At 64.3% G+C, this 14,150-nt stretch carries 11 protein-coding genes and 1 pseudogene; 8 read left to right on the top strand and 4 right to left on the bottom strand.

From position 1 onward, the window contains the following. Positions 1 to 1,271: NorM family multidrug efflux MATE transporter (locus tag L6D64_RS11560; RefSeq protein WP_236192420.1), on the bottom strand; the 1,271-nt coding region annotated here is incomplete at its 3' end. A gap of 156 nt (positions 1,272 to 1,427) precedes the next feature. On the opposite strand from L6D64_RS11560, the gene L6D64_RS11565 reads away from it, so the two are divergent. From L6D64_RS11565 to L6D64_RS28520, 3 genes and pseudogenes are all read left to right on the top strand, one after another. Continuing rightward, positions 1,428 to 2,354: a LysR substrate-binding domain-containing protein gene (locus tag L6D64_RS11565; RefSeq protein WP_176510456.1), complete on the top strand. Its 927-nt coding sequence runs from the start codon at positions 1,428 to 1,430 to the stop codon at positions 2,352 to 2,354. Positions 2,355 to 2,540: 186 nt separating this feature from the next. Beyond that, positions 2,541 to 3,581: pseudogene (locus tag L6D64_RS28515) on the top strand (Cache 3/Cache 2 fusion domain-containing protein); the annotation flags it as partial. 135 nt (positions 3,582 to 3,716) lie between these two features. Beyond that, a complete protein-coding gene (locus L6D64_RS28520; RefSeq protein WP_373874238.1) occupies positions 3,717 to 4,439 on the top strand; it encodes a methyl-accepting chemotaxis protein in 723 nt (240 codons plus the stop codon). Between the two features lie 213 nt (positions 4,440 to 4,652). On the opposite strand, the gene hglS is transcribed toward L6D64_RS28520, so the two are convergent. Together hglS and L6D64_RS11580 are read right to left on the bottom strand one after the other, a co-directional pair. After that, the gene (gene hglS, locus L6D64_RS11575) at positions 4,653 to 6,038 is read right to left on the bottom strand and encodes a 2-oxoadipate dioxygenase/decarboxylase HglS (protein WP_236192423.1); all 1,386 of its coding nucleotides are present in this window, start codon (positions 6,036 to 6,038) and stop codon (positions 4,653 to 4,655) included. 194 nt (positions 6,039 to 6,232) lie between these two features. Continuing rightward, positions 6,233 to 7,123, bottom strand: coding sequence for a LysR family transcriptional regulator (locus L6D64_RS11580; protein WP_186601467.1), 891 nt, complete (start codon positions 7,121 to 7,123; stop codon positions 6,233 to 6,235). A 136-nt stretch (positions 7,124 to 7,259) separates the two neighbouring features. Here L6D64_RS11580 and amaB point away from each other — a divergent pair, with 136 nt between their 5' ends. Next, positions 7,260 to 8,750 (top strand): L-piperidine-6-carboxylate dehydrogenase, encoded by a 1,491-nt coding sequence (amaB, locus tag L6D64_RS11585; RefSeq protein WP_186601466.1) that lies wholly within the window; start codon positions 7,260 to 7,262, stop codon positions 8,748 to 8,750. Between the two features lie 168 nt (positions 8,751 to 8,918). Continuing rightward, entirely contained in the window at positions 8,919 to 10,205 is a 1,287-nt protein-coding gene (gene amaA, locus L6D64_RS11590) for an L-pipecolate oxidase (protein WP_236192425.1), read from the top strand. Positions 10,206 to 10,252: 47 nt separating this feature from the next. Here the strand turns inward: amaA and L6D64_RS11595 are convergent, their stop codons facing one another. Next, positions 10,253 to 11,680, bottom strand: a complete 1,428-nt coding sequence (locus tag L6D64_RS11595) for a mechanosensitive ion channel family protein (RefSeq protein ID WP_186601464.1) — start codon at positions 11,678 to 11,680, stop codon at positions 10,253 to 10,255. 220 nt (positions 11,681 to 11,900) lie between these two features. On the opposite strand from L6D64_RS11595, the gene ycaC reads away from it, so the two are divergent. The 3 genes from ycaC to L6D64_RS11610 all read left to right on the top strand — a co-directional run bounded on the left by ycaC (position 11,901) and on the right by L6D64_RS11610 (position 14,083). After that, entirely contained in the window at positions 11,901 to 12,530 is a 630-nt protein-coding gene (ycaC, locus tag L6D64_RS11600) for an isochorismate family cysteine hydrolase YcaC (protein WP_236192427.1), read from the top strand. Between the two features lie 115 nt (positions 12,531 to 12,645). Further along, positions 12,646 to 13,212, top strand: coding sequence for an antibiotic biosynthesis monooxygenase (locus tag L6D64_RS11605; protein ID WP_236192429.1), 567 nt, complete (start codon positions 12,646 to 12,648; stop codon positions 13,210 to 13,212). 52 nt (positions 13,213 to 13,264) lie between these two features. Continuing rightward, positions 13,265 to 14,083: an alpha/beta fold hydrolase gene (locus L6D64_RS11610; RefSeq protein WP_236192431.1), complete on the top strand. Its 819-nt coding sequence runs from the start codon at positions 13,265 to 13,267 to the stop codon at positions 14,081 to 14,083. Positions 14,084 to 14,150 lie beyond the last annotated feature (67 nt).

Below are 14,150 nucleotides of genomic sequence, written 5' to 3' on the forward strand. Positions count from 1 at the left end.
CACCACACCCCTACGGCCCCGCCGCCCAGGGTGAAGGTGAGCAGCCAGGCACTCGGCGCCCCCACCAGCCAGTAGCAGCACAGCCCGATCAGGAAGGTGGTCTTGGCGTCCTTCAAACCCCGTATCGAGCCCATGGCTATGGTCTGCATGCCATCGAACAGCTCAAACCATGCCGCCACCATCAGCAACTGCACCGCCAGCTGATAGATCGCGGCGAAGCCGGGGTCGCTGCGGTCGATGAACAGCCCCACCAGCGCCTCCGGCATCAGCAGGAACAACGCTGCAAAGGCAAACATGATCGTTGCGCCGAAGCCGATCCCCACCCGCCCGGCGCTGCGTGCGGCCAACAGATTGCCGGCACCGTAGTACAGGCCCACGCGCATGGTTACCGCATAGGACAGCCCGGTCGGCACCATGAACGCCGTGGAGACGATCTGCAGGGCAATCTGGTGTGCCGCCAGTTGCGTGCTGCCCAGCACGCCCATGCACAGTGCGGCGAAGGCGAACAGCCCGACTTCCACCATGTAGGTGCCGCCAATCGGCAGGCCCAGCCGCCACAGCTCGCGCAGGGCCGGCAGCGAAGGGCGCGACAGCCCTTTGCGCAGCGGATAGGCGGCATAGGCAGGGTGCCAGCGGATGTACAGCGCCAGCGCGATGGCCATGCCCATCGACACCACGGCCGTGACCAGGCCGATACCCATCAGGCCCAGCTTCGGCAGGCCGAACATGCCTTCGATCAGGGCGATGTTGAACAGGTAGTTGAGCACTGTGCCGACCAGGCTGATGACCATTACCGGGGTCGAGCGCCCTAACGCGCTGGTGAAGCCGCGCAGGGCCATGAAGGTCAGGTAGCCGGGCAGGGCCAGCGGCAGCAGGGTGAGGAACTCGGCTGCCGAATTGACGTTCTCCGGCTGCTGGCCGAACAGCAGCAGTACCGGTTTCAGGTTCCACAACACCAGCGCTGCCACCAGTGCCAGGCCCCAGGCCAGCCACAGGCCGTTCTGCGCCAGGCGCGTGGCGCCCTCGATGTCGTTGGCACCCTTGCGAATCGCCACCAGGGTGCCGACTGCGGCGATCACGCCCAGGCAGAAGATCGACACGAACGAATAGCTCGCCGCGCCCAGCCCGCCACCGGCCAGGGCCTGCGGGCTGATGCGAGCCATCATCAAGGTGTCGGTGAGCACCATCAGCATGTGCGCCAACTGCGAGGCGATCAGCGGCCCGGCCAGGCGCAGCAAAGCCTTGAGTTCTGTGGTGGGCGCGACGTGCATGGGTGAGGTCCTTGTGCCTGATGCTGTGAGCGAGGGACGATTCTGAGGCTTCGGTCAACTTTGCACAAAAGGATAAATGCGATGGTTGGCATGAGTTGAACTCATGCATATATGATTCAGTGCATTCCATTCCCGACCCCGTATGACAGGTGCCCCATGTCCCGCCAGCTGCCTCCCCTGTATGCACTGCGCGCATTCGAAGCGGCTGCGCGGCTGAGCTCGTTCACCCGGGCCGGTGAAGAGCTGTCGATTACCCAGAGCGCGGTGAGCCGGCATGTTCGTACCCTCGAAGAGCATTTCGCCTGTCGGCTGTTCGTGCGCAGTGGTCGCAGCCTGCAACTGACCGAGGCGGCCCGGGTGCTGCTGCCCGGTGTGCGCGAAGGCTTTGCTGCGCTGGAGCGGGCCTGCGATACCTTGCGTGGGGAAGACGACATCCTGCGCATGAAGGCGCCGTCGACCCTGACCATGCGCTGGCTGCTGGCGCGGCTGAGCCGCTTCCGGCACCTGCAACCTGGCAACGAGGTGCAACTGACCAGCGCCTGGATGGATGTCGACCATGTCGACTTCAACCAGGAACCGTTCGATTGCGCGGTGCTGCTCAGCGACGGCATGTTCCCGGCGGATTGGGAGGTGCGTCGGTTGTTTTCCGAGCTGTTGATCCCGGTGGGTGCGCCGGACCTGCTGAAGGAGGGGCGGTGGGACGAGCGGCGCTTGGCGAGCATCGAGTTGCTGCACCCGACGCCCGACAAGCGTGACTGGCGCGAATGGCTGGAGCGCATGGGCCTCAGCGACAAGGTGTCGCTCAAGGGCGGGCAAGTGTTCGACACCCTGGAGCTGGGCATGATCGCTGCTGCGCGGGGATACGGCATTTCAATGGGCGATCTGCTCATGGTCGCCGAAGATGTGGCCCAAGGGCGCCTGAGCTTGCCTTGGCCGACGGCGGTACCCAGTGGCATGGATTACTACCTGGTATGGCCGCGCACCCGGCCTGGCGGGGAGCGGCTGCGGCGCTTGAGTGTGTTTCTGCAGGAAGAAGCGGCGGCGATGGACTTGCCAGCTGTGGAAATCCTGCCACCGCTTTGACAGCCTCCCAAAGGCGATACAGAAAGGGAAAACGTTTGCGAATACCCCGGTCCGACACTCAAGTATTCAGCTACGACGCCGATCCAATGGCACCAGCGTCCCGGAAGAGGGCGCGATTTCCCGACTAAAACAAGCGGGTGGTCAGCGTGATCAGGATGATCCCGGCCTCTTGTCAGGAGCTTCATCATGTCTCAACCGCGTGCCCGAATTGCTTCGCAGCTCGGTGTCGCCCTCGCCATCGTGCTGGCGTTGGTGATTTCCGGCAGTACCCTGTTCGCCCTGCGTGCGCTGGATGACGCCAACCTCGCCACCCGCCAGGCCCACCTGGCCAGCGAGGCGCGACTGCTGGCCGACCAGCTCGATACCTTCCACGGGTCTCTCAAGGACAACACCCAGCGCCTGAGTGGCCTGTTCGAGCGCCGCTTCGCCTCGGGCCTGTCGCTGCACCCTGGCGAAACCGTGCAGGTCGCCGGTCAAAGTACGCCCGCCCTGTACCTGGGCGACCAGCTGCTGAACAACGACTTCCAGGTGGTCGACGAATTCCAGCAGATGACTGCCGGCATCGCGACCCTGTTCGTGCGCAGCGGTGATGACTTCGTGCGCATCAGCACCAACCTGAAGAAACAGGACGGCACCCGCGCCATCGGTACCCAGCTCGACCGTCAGCACCCGGCCTACAGCAAGCTGCTGGCCGGGCAGATGTACGTCGGCCGCGCGGTGCTGTTCGAGCGCAACTACATGACCCGCTACGTGCCCGTCAGCGACAGCAGCGGCCGGGTGATTGCGGTGCTGTTCGTCGGCTTCGACTACACCGACGCCCAGAATGCCCAGTTCGCCAACCTCAAGCGCTTCCGCATCGGGGCAACCGGTTCGTTGGCCATTCGCGATGACCAGGGCCAATGGCTGGTGCCGCCGGCCAACGCCGACCAGGACCTGTTCAGTGCCAGCGCGCCGTTCGCCGAGGGCCCCTGGACCGTGGTGGCGAGCATGCCCAAGGCGGAAATCCGCGAGGTGACCTGGAGCGTCGGCCTGCGTCTTGCCATCGGCAGCCTGCTGGCGATGCTGCTGGCCGTGGCCGCCACCCTTTGGCTGCTGCGCCGCAAGCTGCGCCCGCTGGATGACCTGGTGCGTCAGGCCGAGGCACTGGGTGCCGGCGACCTGAATGCGCGCCTGAATGTGACCAGCCATGACGAGATCGGCCAGCTGGCCCGCAGCTTCAACCAGATGGGCGAGGCGCTGGCGACCATGGTCGAGCACATCCGCAGTGCTTCCGAGCAGGTCAGCAGCCGTGCGCGTTCGCTGTCCGGGTTGTCTACCGGTGCCTGTGAAGGCATGGACCAGCAGTCCGGCGAGATCACCAGCATGGCCGGTGCGGTGGAGGAATTCAGCGCGACGTCGATGAACATCGCCGACAACATGGCGGGTACCGAGCGCATGGCCCGTGACAACGCCCAGCAGACCCGCATCGGCCGCAGTGCCATGGACGAAGCGTCGAGTTCGCTGCGCCAGATCGCCGAAGCGCTGGGTGGTACCGCCACTGTCATGGACAGCCTGGGCGCTCGTTCGCAGGAGATCGGCGGTATCATAAGCGTGATCACCGCGATTGCCGAACAGACCAATCTGCTGGCATTGAACGCCGCCATCGAGGCTGCCCGGGCCGGTGAACAGGGCCGTGGATTTGCCGTGGTCGCGGATGAGGTGCGTGGGCTGGCCGCGCGCACGCGTCAGGCAACCGATGAGATTTCCGGGATGATCACCAGCATCCAGCAGCAGACCGGGCACGCCATCCATACCCTGGAGCAGGGTAACCTGCTGATGCAGGAAGGGCTGGCGCGCAACGACAAGGTCGCCGAAGCGCTGGCGCGGATTGATGAGCAGAGCCGTACGGCGGGTGAGCAGTTTGCCGTGATCAGCACGGCGACCCAGGAGCAGAGCAGCACGGCCACCGTGCTCAGCCGCAACCTGCAGAGCATTGCCCAGGCCAACAGTGAGCAGCGTGATGTAGCCAATGAGCTGGCCTTGACCGCGCGCGAGCTGGAAGGGTTGGCGGCGCAACTGCGCCATGAAGTGGACCGCTTCCGCTGAGATTGGACGGGGCCGCTTTGCGGCCCATTCGCGGGTAAACCCGCTCCTACAAGTAGAGCGCAAGCCTCCAGCCTGTGGTGGTCCTGGGGGAGAGCGCAAGCCTCCAGCCTGTGGTGATCCTGGGGGAGAGCGCAAGCCTCCAGCCTGTGGTCATCCTGTAGGAGCGGGTTTACCCGCGAATGGGGCGCAGAGCGCCCCCGGCAATCCTGAGCCTTACAACGAACCCAGGTTCAGCGCCTGGGCGCAAGCCTGCAACGAGCGGCGCTCGCTCTGCGCATACAGCGCCAGTTCATCCTGCACCTGCAGCCCCAGCGCCGCCTCGAAGGCCTCGCGGTTGGCATTGCTGCCATACTCGGCCTGGCCCTCATCCCCCAGGTTCGACTGGAAGATCCCCGCCGCACTCACCGGCAGGAAGTCCTCGTACACCAGTGCCTCGTAGTGCACATGGCCGGCCGCGATCAGGCCTTCCAGGGTGGTCGGGCGATCCGCCTGCTCCCGCGCGGCCAGGCCCTGCTCGGTAGCAAAGTAACGGAAGTAAGCCAGCCCCTGCTCACGCATCTGCGCCAGGTCATCCGGGAATGCAGCGAAGCTTTCCTGCAACAGCGCCATGTAGCGCTCGGCATTGGCCTCGGCTGGCGCTCCTCCCAAGGCGGCGCGGGTGGCATCGAGCAGCGTGTCGTACAGCTGTCGGCCCTTCGGCGTCAGTGCCGCACCGCGCTGTTCGATTTCGCCGAAACGTGCGGTGTGGCTACCCTGGTGGTCGCTGAATGCAACCTTCTCCTGCAGCGCCTTGAAGCTGGTCTGGCGCAGCAGGATCGGGTGGCGGCGAGTGGGTGGCCCTTCGACCACGGCTTTCGGCGGGATGCCCTTGGCCGGCATGCCGGCCTGGATCGCGTCGATGTCCAGGGTGCGTGGGGTCAGGTGGTTGATGTGCGGGCCTTTGAAGGCCACCACGTCGGCAATCAGGCGGTGCTGGTCATGCAACTGCTGATACTGCTCGGCCGTGACCGTGGCGTCGTGGTGCCAGCGGAAGGTGTGCAGGGCTTCACGAACGAACTCGCCGGCATCGGCCTCGTTCAGGCCGCCATCGCGCTCGCATCGGGCAATCAGTTCGAGTACCCGGGGGGTGAAAATCTGACGCTTGGCCAGGATGCCCTGAGCCAGTTCGCGCAGCGGCAGGTTGTCGATCAGCTCCAGGCGCAGCAGCGAGGTGAACACGCGGAACGGGCTGACATGCAGCGACTGCTCATGCACAGCGCGGAACGCGGTGGAGTGCACCGGCACGCCAGCTGAGCTGAGGTCGTAATAGCCGACCGGCGCCATGCCCATCACCGCGAACAGCCGGGCGATGGTGGCCAGCTCTTCGGCGGTGCCGACGCGGATGGCGCCGTGACGCTCCTGGTCCAGGCGTTCGATCTCGCCGGTCCAGCGCAGGGCCTCAGCCAGCTTGGGCTGCTCGGCCAGGACCCGCTGGTTGATTTCGCTGACCAGCTCCAGCAGCGTGCCGTACAGCGGCACTTCCTGTTTGTACATGAGCGACATGGCGGCAGAGAACTGCGCACGGATGCTGTCGGGGCTGACGAAATCGTGGGCGGGCATCGCTAGCTTCCTGGTTAGGTTTGGACGCTTACATGAAAGCTGGGAATGCACTTGGCTCACAAGCGAAAAAAAGTGAGTCAGTCATTCCATTTTTGATCGACCTCAAGGGCCTCTCGCGGCTAAAGCCGCTTCTACAGGTCCTGCACGGCGTTGCTCAGTACCCGGTGGGGGCAGCTTTAGCCGCGAAGAGGTCCTCAAGCGTGAAGCTGCTCGCGAATCCATTCCACCAGGGCCCGTACCTTCGGCACCTCCGCCGCATGCTCGGCATACGCCAGGTAGTGCTTGCCGGCACTGGGCATCGCATGATTCCACGGAATGACCAAGCTCCCTTCCGCCAGCTCCTTGGCCACCAGATACCGTGGCACCAACGCTACCCCGCACCCGGCCTGCGCCGCACTCAATGCCATGTAGAACGTATCGAAGCGCGGCCCGTGGTAGGCACTGACACTGTGCAGCCCGAGCTCCAGGAACCACTCATGCCAAGCCTCCGGCCGCGACGTGCTCTGCAGCAACACCATGTCCGCCAACTCACCGGCATCGCCCAGCTTGCGCCCGGCCAACAGCTCCGGCGCGCACACCGGCACCACCTGTTCACCGAACAGCTCCACGCAGGTGGCCCCCGGCCAAGTGCCCTGGCCATAGAAGAACACCACATCCGCCGAGCCCTGCAGCAAGGCAAACGGTTCCATCTCGTTGCGGATGTCGAGGTGGATGTTGGCGTGCCGTTTGCCAAAGCCCTTGAGGTGCGGGATCAGCCAGCGCACGCCAAAACTGGGTTGAGTGGCTACTTTCAATATCTCGGTCTGCTCGCCGTAGGTGAGCACGTAGCGGCTGGACATGTCGACCTGGGTAAGGATCTTGTTGACCTCGGCCAGGTACAGGCTGCCCGCAGGGGTGAGTTGCAGGCGCCTGCGGATACGCAGGAACAAGTGGTGGCGCAGCATCTCTTCGAGCTGCGCCACTTGCTTGCTGACCGCGCTCTGGGTCAGGTGCAGCTCTTCGGCGGCGCGGGTAAAGCTCAGGTGACGGGCTGCAGCTTCGAAGCACTGCAGGGCGGTCATGGAGGGCACCAGGCGTTTGGACATAGCGTTCTCTGCGGCTCAAATCATTACCTGACGGAATGATATGCGGAATAAAGGTCGTTTGTTGCACCGGTGTGATCGGATTAATACTGATCCACATCATTTTTCCACCCCATCACCCGATGTAGGAGAAGCACAAATGGTTGCTGGATTGCTCGAGCGCCTTGGCGTTGCCGCCGAGGCTTACACCCAGGGCGACTACCCTGTTCACACGCCGATCGACGGCAGCCAGATCGCCTCGGTGAAACTGCTCGGCAAGGCCGAGACCCTCGCCCGCATCGATCAGGCCCAGAGCGCCTTCGAAGCCTGGCGCAGCGTGCCGGCCCCGCGCCGTGGCGAGCTGGTGCGCCTGTTCGGTGAAGTGCTGCGTGAGCACAAGGCCGACCTCGGCGAGCTGGTCTCGATCGAAGCCGGCAAGATCACCCAGGAAGGCCTGGGCGAAGTGCAGGAAATGATCGACATCTGCGACTTCGCCGTCGGCCTGTCGCGCCAGCTGTATGGCCTGACCATCGCTTCCGAGCGCCCGGGCCACCACATGCGTGAAACCTGGCACCCGCTGGGTGTGGTCGGCGTGATCAGCGCCTTCAACTTCCCGGTTGCGGTATGGGCCTGGAACACCGCGCTGGCCCTGGTGGCTGGTAACTCGGTGGTGTGGAAGCCGTCCGAGAAGACCCCGCTGACCGCACTGGCTTGCCAGGCGCTGTTCGACAAAGCCCTGAAAGCCTTCGGTGATGCCCCGGCGGGCCTGGCCCAGCTGGTGATCGGTGGCCGCGAAGCTGGCGAAGCCATGGTCGACGACCCACGTGTACCGCTGGTCAGCGCCACCGGCAGCACCCGCATGGGCCGTGAAGTCGGCCCACGTGTGGCCGCCCGCTTCGGCCGCAGCATTCTGGAGCTGGGTGGCAACAACGCCATGATCCTGGCCCCGAGCGCCGACCTCGACCTCGCCGTGCGCGGCATCCTGTTCTCCGCTGTCGGCACCGCCGGCCAGCGCTGCACCACCCTGCGTCGCCTGATCGTGCACCGTTCGATCAAGGATGAAGTGGTAGCCCGCGTCAAAGCCGCCTACGGCAAAGTGCGCATCGGTGACCCTCGCAAGGACAACCTGGTCGGCCCACTGATCGACAAGCAGTCGTTCGACGCCATGCAGGGTGCACTGGCCAAGGCCCGTGACGAAGGTGGCCAGGTATTTGGTGGCGAACGCCAGCTGGCCGAGCAGTACCCGAATGCCTACTACGTGTCGCCGGCCATTGCTGAAATGCCGGCCCAGAGCGACGTGGTGCGCCATGAAACCTTCGCGCCGATCCTCTATGTGCTGGCCTACGACGACTTCGAAGAGGCCCTGCGCCTGAACAACGAAGTACCGCAAGGCCTGTCGTCGTGCATTTTCACCACCGACATTCGCGAAGCCGAGCGCTTCCAGAGTGCTTCGGGCAGTGACTGCGGCATCGCCAACGTCAACATCGGTACCAGCGGCGCCGAGATCGGCGGCGCGTTCGGTGGCGAGAAGGAAACTGGCGGAGGTCGTGAGTCTGGTTCCGATGCGTGGAAAGGCTACATGCGCCGCCAGACCAACACCGTGAACTACTCGCGCGAGCTGCCGCTGGCACAGGGTATCGTGTTCGACTGATGGAATGATGCTGCATGGCCGGGGGCCTAGCCCCCGGTTCGCGGGCAAGCCCGCTCCCACAGGGACCTCACAGCTTTCGAAATCTGTGAGGTCACTGTGGGAGCGGGTTTTACCCGCGAATGGGCTGCGAAGCAGCCCCTACAAGAACAACACTGCTGGAGCCGGGCCATGTCCGAACTGCGTCAACAATGCTTGTGGGAACACGTCAGCCAACCGACCGTTGCCACCCAGGCCCTGGCCGGCGAGCACAAGGCCGATGTCTGCGTGATCGGCGGCGGCATCACCGGCCTGTCGGCGGCCATCCACCTGCTCGAACAGGGCAAGTCGGTGATCCTGCTGGAGGCCTGGAAGATCGGCCACGGCGGCTCTGGCCGCAACGTCGGCCTGGTCAACGCCGGCACCTGGATCCGCCCCGACGACGTCGAGGCAACCCTCGGCCAGAAGCAGGGCAGTCGCCTGAACAAGGTGCTCGGTGAGGCTCCGGCTGAAGTGTTCGCCATGATCGAACGCCTCGGCATCGACTGCCAGGCCCGGCACAAAGGCACGCTGCACATGGCCCACAATGCTACAGGCATCGCTGACCTTGAGGCCCGCCACGAGCAATGGCGCCGCCGTGGTGCCGACGTCGAGCTGCTGACCGGCGCCCAGTGCCAGGAATACTGTGGTACCGACAAGATTTCCGCCGCGCTGCTCGACCACCGCGCCGGCACCATCAATCCGATGGGCTACACCCAGGGCCTGGCCGCCGCCGTGGCGCGCCGGGGCGGCAAGCTGTTCCAGCAATCCTCGGTCGAAGGCCTTGAGCGCGATGGCGATGCCTGGCGGGTGAAGACCGCACGCGGCTCGGTACGCGCCGATAAAGTGGTGATTTCCACAGGCGCCTACACCGAAGGCGACTGGAGCAACCTGCAGAAGCAGTTCTTCCGTGGCTACTACTATCAGGTGGCGTCCAAGCCGCTGCAGGGCGCGGCAGCTGACAAGGTGCTGCCGCACGGCCAGGGCTCCTGGGACACCCGCACCGTGCTCAGCAGCATCCGCCGTGACGATCAGGGCCGCCTGTTACTGGGCAGCCTCGGCCGGGTCGACAACAAGCCGGCCTGGTTCGTGCGCAGTTGGGCCGACCGGATTCAAAGCCATTACTACCCGGAACTGGGCAAGGTCGAGTGGGAAATGCACTGGACCGGCTGCATCGACTTCACCCCGGATCACCTGATGCGGTTGTTCGAGCCGGCGCCGGGGCTGGTGGCGGTGACGGGCTATAACGGCCGCGGCAACACCACCGGGACCGTGATTGGCCGGGCGTTTGCCGAGTTTCTGCTGAAGGGCGAGGCGGACAGCCTGCCGATCCCGTTCTCGCCGATGAAGGGCGTGAGTGCGCCTTCGCTGCGTACGGCGTTCTATGAGTCCGGGTTTTCGCTGTACCACGCAGGGCAATGCCTGAGAGTTGTGCTGTAACCACTGGTCTCTTCGCGCCGAACCGCCGCGAAGAGGCCGGCACGGGTTTACTTGTGCAACCAGCTAAGGAAGCCGCCTTTCTTGATCGAAACCGGCTTCTGCAGCAGCAGCGACTCCCGACTCTGGCGCCGGAACCGTTGCAACTTGCTCAGCGCCGTCTGCACTTCCCCGCGCTGCTCCAGGCAGCTCTTCACCTGTTCCTTCTCGATCCGATACAGTACGCAACTGGTCAGGGTTCGGAACTCGGCAAACGATTTATCTTCATCGATGATCCCCTCGATCCCCAACACCTCACCTGGCCCCATGCGGCCGGCCTCCAGCAGCTTGTCACCATCGCGCACCGACGCTGAAACCACGCCGCTGCCAATCACCAGCAAGTGGTCGGACTGCTCGCCCACTTCGAGGATCACCTGGTCAGCCAGGTACTCCACAGCGGTCATGCGCTGGCTCAAGGCATCCCGCTCTTCGTCAGTCAGCGAGCGGAACACCCGCACCTCGTCCAACACTTCGCGTTGGCGGCTGCGCGGAGGCATCGCCAGGTCGACGTTCCACATCACCCCGCTGGCTTCCAGATGGCGGTGCGCCAGATCGAACAGCTGGTTACGGGCATCGGTCTTGCCGGCCATGTCCGCGATGAAGCCGCTGGCCTCGTATTCCACAGACTCCAAGGTCGAGGCCTTCACCGTGACCTTGGGCTTGGGTGAGGCGAGGATTGCGCTGGTGCCCTGCAGGGCTTTTTCCAGCGCGTCGAAAACCCGCTTGGGGCGTACCTTGGCCGGCACCACCACACAGATCGACACCCCGTTCACATCGGCCGGGCGGCTGTGGTTGAGCAGCCGCGCCTTGGCCGCCACCGAGTTGGGGATCACCGCCAGGCTGCCACTGCCGGTGAGCAAGCGCGTGGCGCGCCAGTCGATATCCAGCACCTTGCCCTCGGTGCCGTCGATGGAGATCGAATCGCCAATCTGATAGGGCCGCGTGGTGTTCAGCACGATGCCGCTGAACACGTCGGCCAGGGTGCTTTGCAGCGCCAGGCCGATGACGATGGCCATCACCCCGGAAGTGGCCAGCAGGCCCTTCACCGGCAGTTGCAGCACATAGCCCGCCGCCGCGACCACGGCCGCGAGAAAGATCAGCGCCCCCAGCACATCCTGCAGCAGGCGCCCGCCGTGGCTGCCACGGGCGACCAGCAGCAAGCCGAACACTACCGTCACCGTGCGCGCGCCAAACAGCCACCAGCCGATGGCCAGTACCGTGGCGATGAGGTTGCGCGAGACGTCATCGGGCCACGGCGGCGGTTGCAGCGGGCTCATGCCAGCGGCCACCAGTACCGCGCTGAACAGCAGGAAGATCACTAGACGCGTACCGATGCGCCAGGCCCGGCGCTGGATCGGGATCAACTGCCAGAGCACGAGGTCGAGCAGAATCAGGGCGGTGCCGAGCAACAACGGGGACGACTGGATGAACGCCAGCATGGAGGTCTCGGAGGTGAGATGAGGGCTGTGCGTAGTAATAGAGCAGCTTGGGCGGGCAAGCAATGAGGCCAGCAAAACCACTGCCAACAGATCGTTCCTTAAATGGAACGCTAAAGCCAAAAAGCACTATCTACCGCGCCAAAGGTGATGGTTTTAATCTTCTCCCATCAACGCGAAACACCCCACTTACTGAACATCAAAACCCTTAGGAGCTACCACCATGACTAACTTCAAATACAACCGCCTGAACAAAGACGACGCCGCCGTTCTGCTGGTCGACCACCAGGCTGGCCTGCTGTCCCTGGTCCGCGACATTGAACCGGACGCGTTCAAGAACAACGTCCTGGCCCTGGCCGACCTGGCCAAGTTCTTCAACCTGCCGACCATCCTCACCACCAGCTTCGAGCAAGGCCCCAACGGCCCGCTGGTGCCGGAACTGAAAGCGCTGTTCCCGGATGCCCCTTACATTGCCCGCCCTGGCCAGATCAACGCCTGGGACAACGAAGACTTCGTCAAGGCGGTGAAGGCCACTGGCAAGAAACAGCTGATCATTGCCGGCGTGGTGACCGAAGTGTGCGTAGCGTTCCCGGCGCTGGCTGCGCTGGAAGAAGAGTTCGAGGTGTTCGTGGTGACCGACGCTTCCGGCACCTTCAACGAAATGACCCGTGATGCCGCACACGACCGCATGAGCCGGGCCGGTGCGCAGCTGATGACCTGGTTCGGCGTGGCCTGTGAGCTGCACCGCGACTGGCGCAACGACATCGAAGGCCTGGCCGCGCTGTGCTCCAACCACATTCCGGACTACCGCAACCTGATGACCAGCTACAACGCCTTCAACGCCAGCAAGTAAGCCGCTTTCCCGGGCACCGCCAGACGGTGCCCGGCAAGGGCAGCACACCCATCCAATCCTCCGCCCGTCCGCCGTTGCAAAGTGGATGCGGGCAAGCTCATCCCAAGGAACGCCGATGAACACCGCACTCCAAGACAACCGCAACGTGGTGACCCTGGTCATCCAGCACAAGGCCCGTGCCGAGTCGCTGGCGGCCTACGAAGCGTGGCTCAAGCGCACGGTCAGCGCCGCCCGCAGGCAGCCTGGGCACCTGGACGTCAACGTTATCCGCCCTGACGAAGGCGGGCTGCACTTCACTACCGTGGTGCGCTTCGCCGACGCAGGTCTGCTGCAGGCCTGGGTCAACTCGGCCGAACGCCAGGCGCTGGTCAACGAAGTATTGCCGTTGCTCGACGGCGGTGACCAAACCCAGGTGCACGACGATCCGGAGTTCTGGTTCACCCCGCCTGCTTCCAACGCGGCGCAACCGCCGCGCTGGAAGCAGGCGCTGCTGACTTACCTGGTGATCTGCCCGATGACCCTGGTCATCCCGCAACTGCTGGCGCCATTGTTCGCGCGCTTCCCGCAGCTCGGCGGCCCGATCAGCGGCAACCTGATCGGCAACCTGTTCGTCATCCTGCCCGTGGTGTTCTACATCATGCCTTGGGTAACCCGCCGCTGCGCCACCTGGCTGCGCGGTTGAGCCAACGCCTTCAACGACGCTTTCAACTGCAGACTTTCAAGGAGATACCGACATGACCACTCTCGTTACCCGCGACGGCACTTCGATCTATTACAAGGACTGGGGCAGCGGCAAACCGGTGCTGTTCAGCCACGGCTGGCCACTGGACGCCGACATGTGGGACTCGCAGATGGAGTTCCTGGCCAGCCGCGGTTACCGCGCCATCGCTTTCGACCGTCGTGGCTTCGGCCGTTCGAGCCAGCCGTGGACCGGCTACGACTACGACACCTTCGCCGACGACATCGCCCAGCTGATCGAACACCTCGATCTGCGTGAAGTGACCCTGGTGGGCTTCTCGATGGGCGGCGGTGATGTCAGCCGCTACATTGCCCGCCACGGCAGCGAGCGGGTAGCGGGCCTGGTGTTGTTGGGTGCGGTGACGCCAGTGTTCGGCAAGCGTGATGACAACCCGGAAGGCGTCGACCTGTCGGTATTCGAAGGTATCGTTGCTGGCCTGCGTGCTGACCGTGCGCAGTTCATTGCCGATTTTGCCACGCCGTTCTATGGCCTGAACCATGGCCAACAGGTGTCCCAGGGCGTGCAGACTCAGACGCTGAACATTGCGCTGATGGCTTCGATCAAGGGCACCCTGGATTGCGTGAGCGCATTCTCGCAGACCGACTTCCGCCCGGACATGGCCAAGATCGATGTGCCAACCCTGGTGATCCATGGCGATGACGACCAGATCGTGCCGTTCGAAGCCACCGGCAAGCGCGCGGCGGAGCTGATTCGCGGGGCTGAGCTGAAGGTGTATGCCGGCGCGCCGCACGGGTTTGCCGTGACTCATGCGCAGCAGCTGAATGAAGACTTGCTGGCGTTCCTTCAGAAGTAATCGTGCCGGGGCATTCGCGGGTAAACCCGCTCCCACAGGGATAGCACAGGCCTTGAGCCTTGCGCTG

Source organism: Pseudomonas urethralis (assembly GCF_021602465.1).
GTDB classification, from domain to species: Bacteria; Pseudomonadota; Gammaproteobacteria; order Pseudomonadales; family Pseudomonadaceae; genus Aquipseudomonas; species Aquipseudomonas vlassakiae.

Bases quoted from the DNA above. Each gene is read 5' to 3' on its own strand.
- L6D64_RS11565 (WP_176510456.1), top strand. From the start codon at position 1,428: ATGTCCCGCCAGCTGCCTCCCCTGTATGCACTGCGCGCATTCGAAGCG.
- L6D64_RS28520 (WP_373874238.1), top strand. From the start codon at position 3,717: ATGGCCGGTGCGGTGGAGGAATTCAGCGCGACGTCGATGAACATCGCC.
- hglS (WP_236192423.1), bottom strand. From the start codon at position 6,038: ATGCCCGCCCACGATTTCGTCAGCCCCGACAGCATCCGTGCGCAGTTC.
- L6D64_RS11580 (WP_186601467.1), bottom strand. From the start codon at position 7,123: ATGTCCAAACGCCTGGTGCCCTCCATGACCGCCCTGCAGTGCTTCGAA.
- amaB (WP_186601466.1), top strand. From the start codon at position 7,260: ATGGTTGCTGGATTGCTCGAGCGCCTTGGCGTTGCCGCCGAGGCTTAC.
- amaA (WP_236192425.1), top strand. From the start codon at position 8,919: ATGTCCGAACTGCGTCAACAATGCTTGTGGGAACACGTCAGCCAACCG.
- L6D64_RS11595 (WP_186601464.1), bottom strand. From the start codon at position 11,680: ATGCTGGCGTTCATCCAGTCGTCCCCGTTGTTGCTCGGCACCGCCCTG.
- ycaC (WP_236192427.1), top strand. From the start codon at position 11,901: ATGACTAACTTCAAATACAACCGCCTGAACAAAGACGACGCCGCCGTT.
- L6D64_RS11605 (WP_236192429.1), top strand. From the start codon at position 12,646: ATGAACACCGCACTCCAAGACAACCGCAACGTGGTGACCCTGGTCATC.
- L6D64_RS11610 (WP_236192431.1), top strand. From the start codon at position 13,265: ATGACCACTCTCGTTACCCGCGACGGCACTTCGATCTATTACAAGGAC.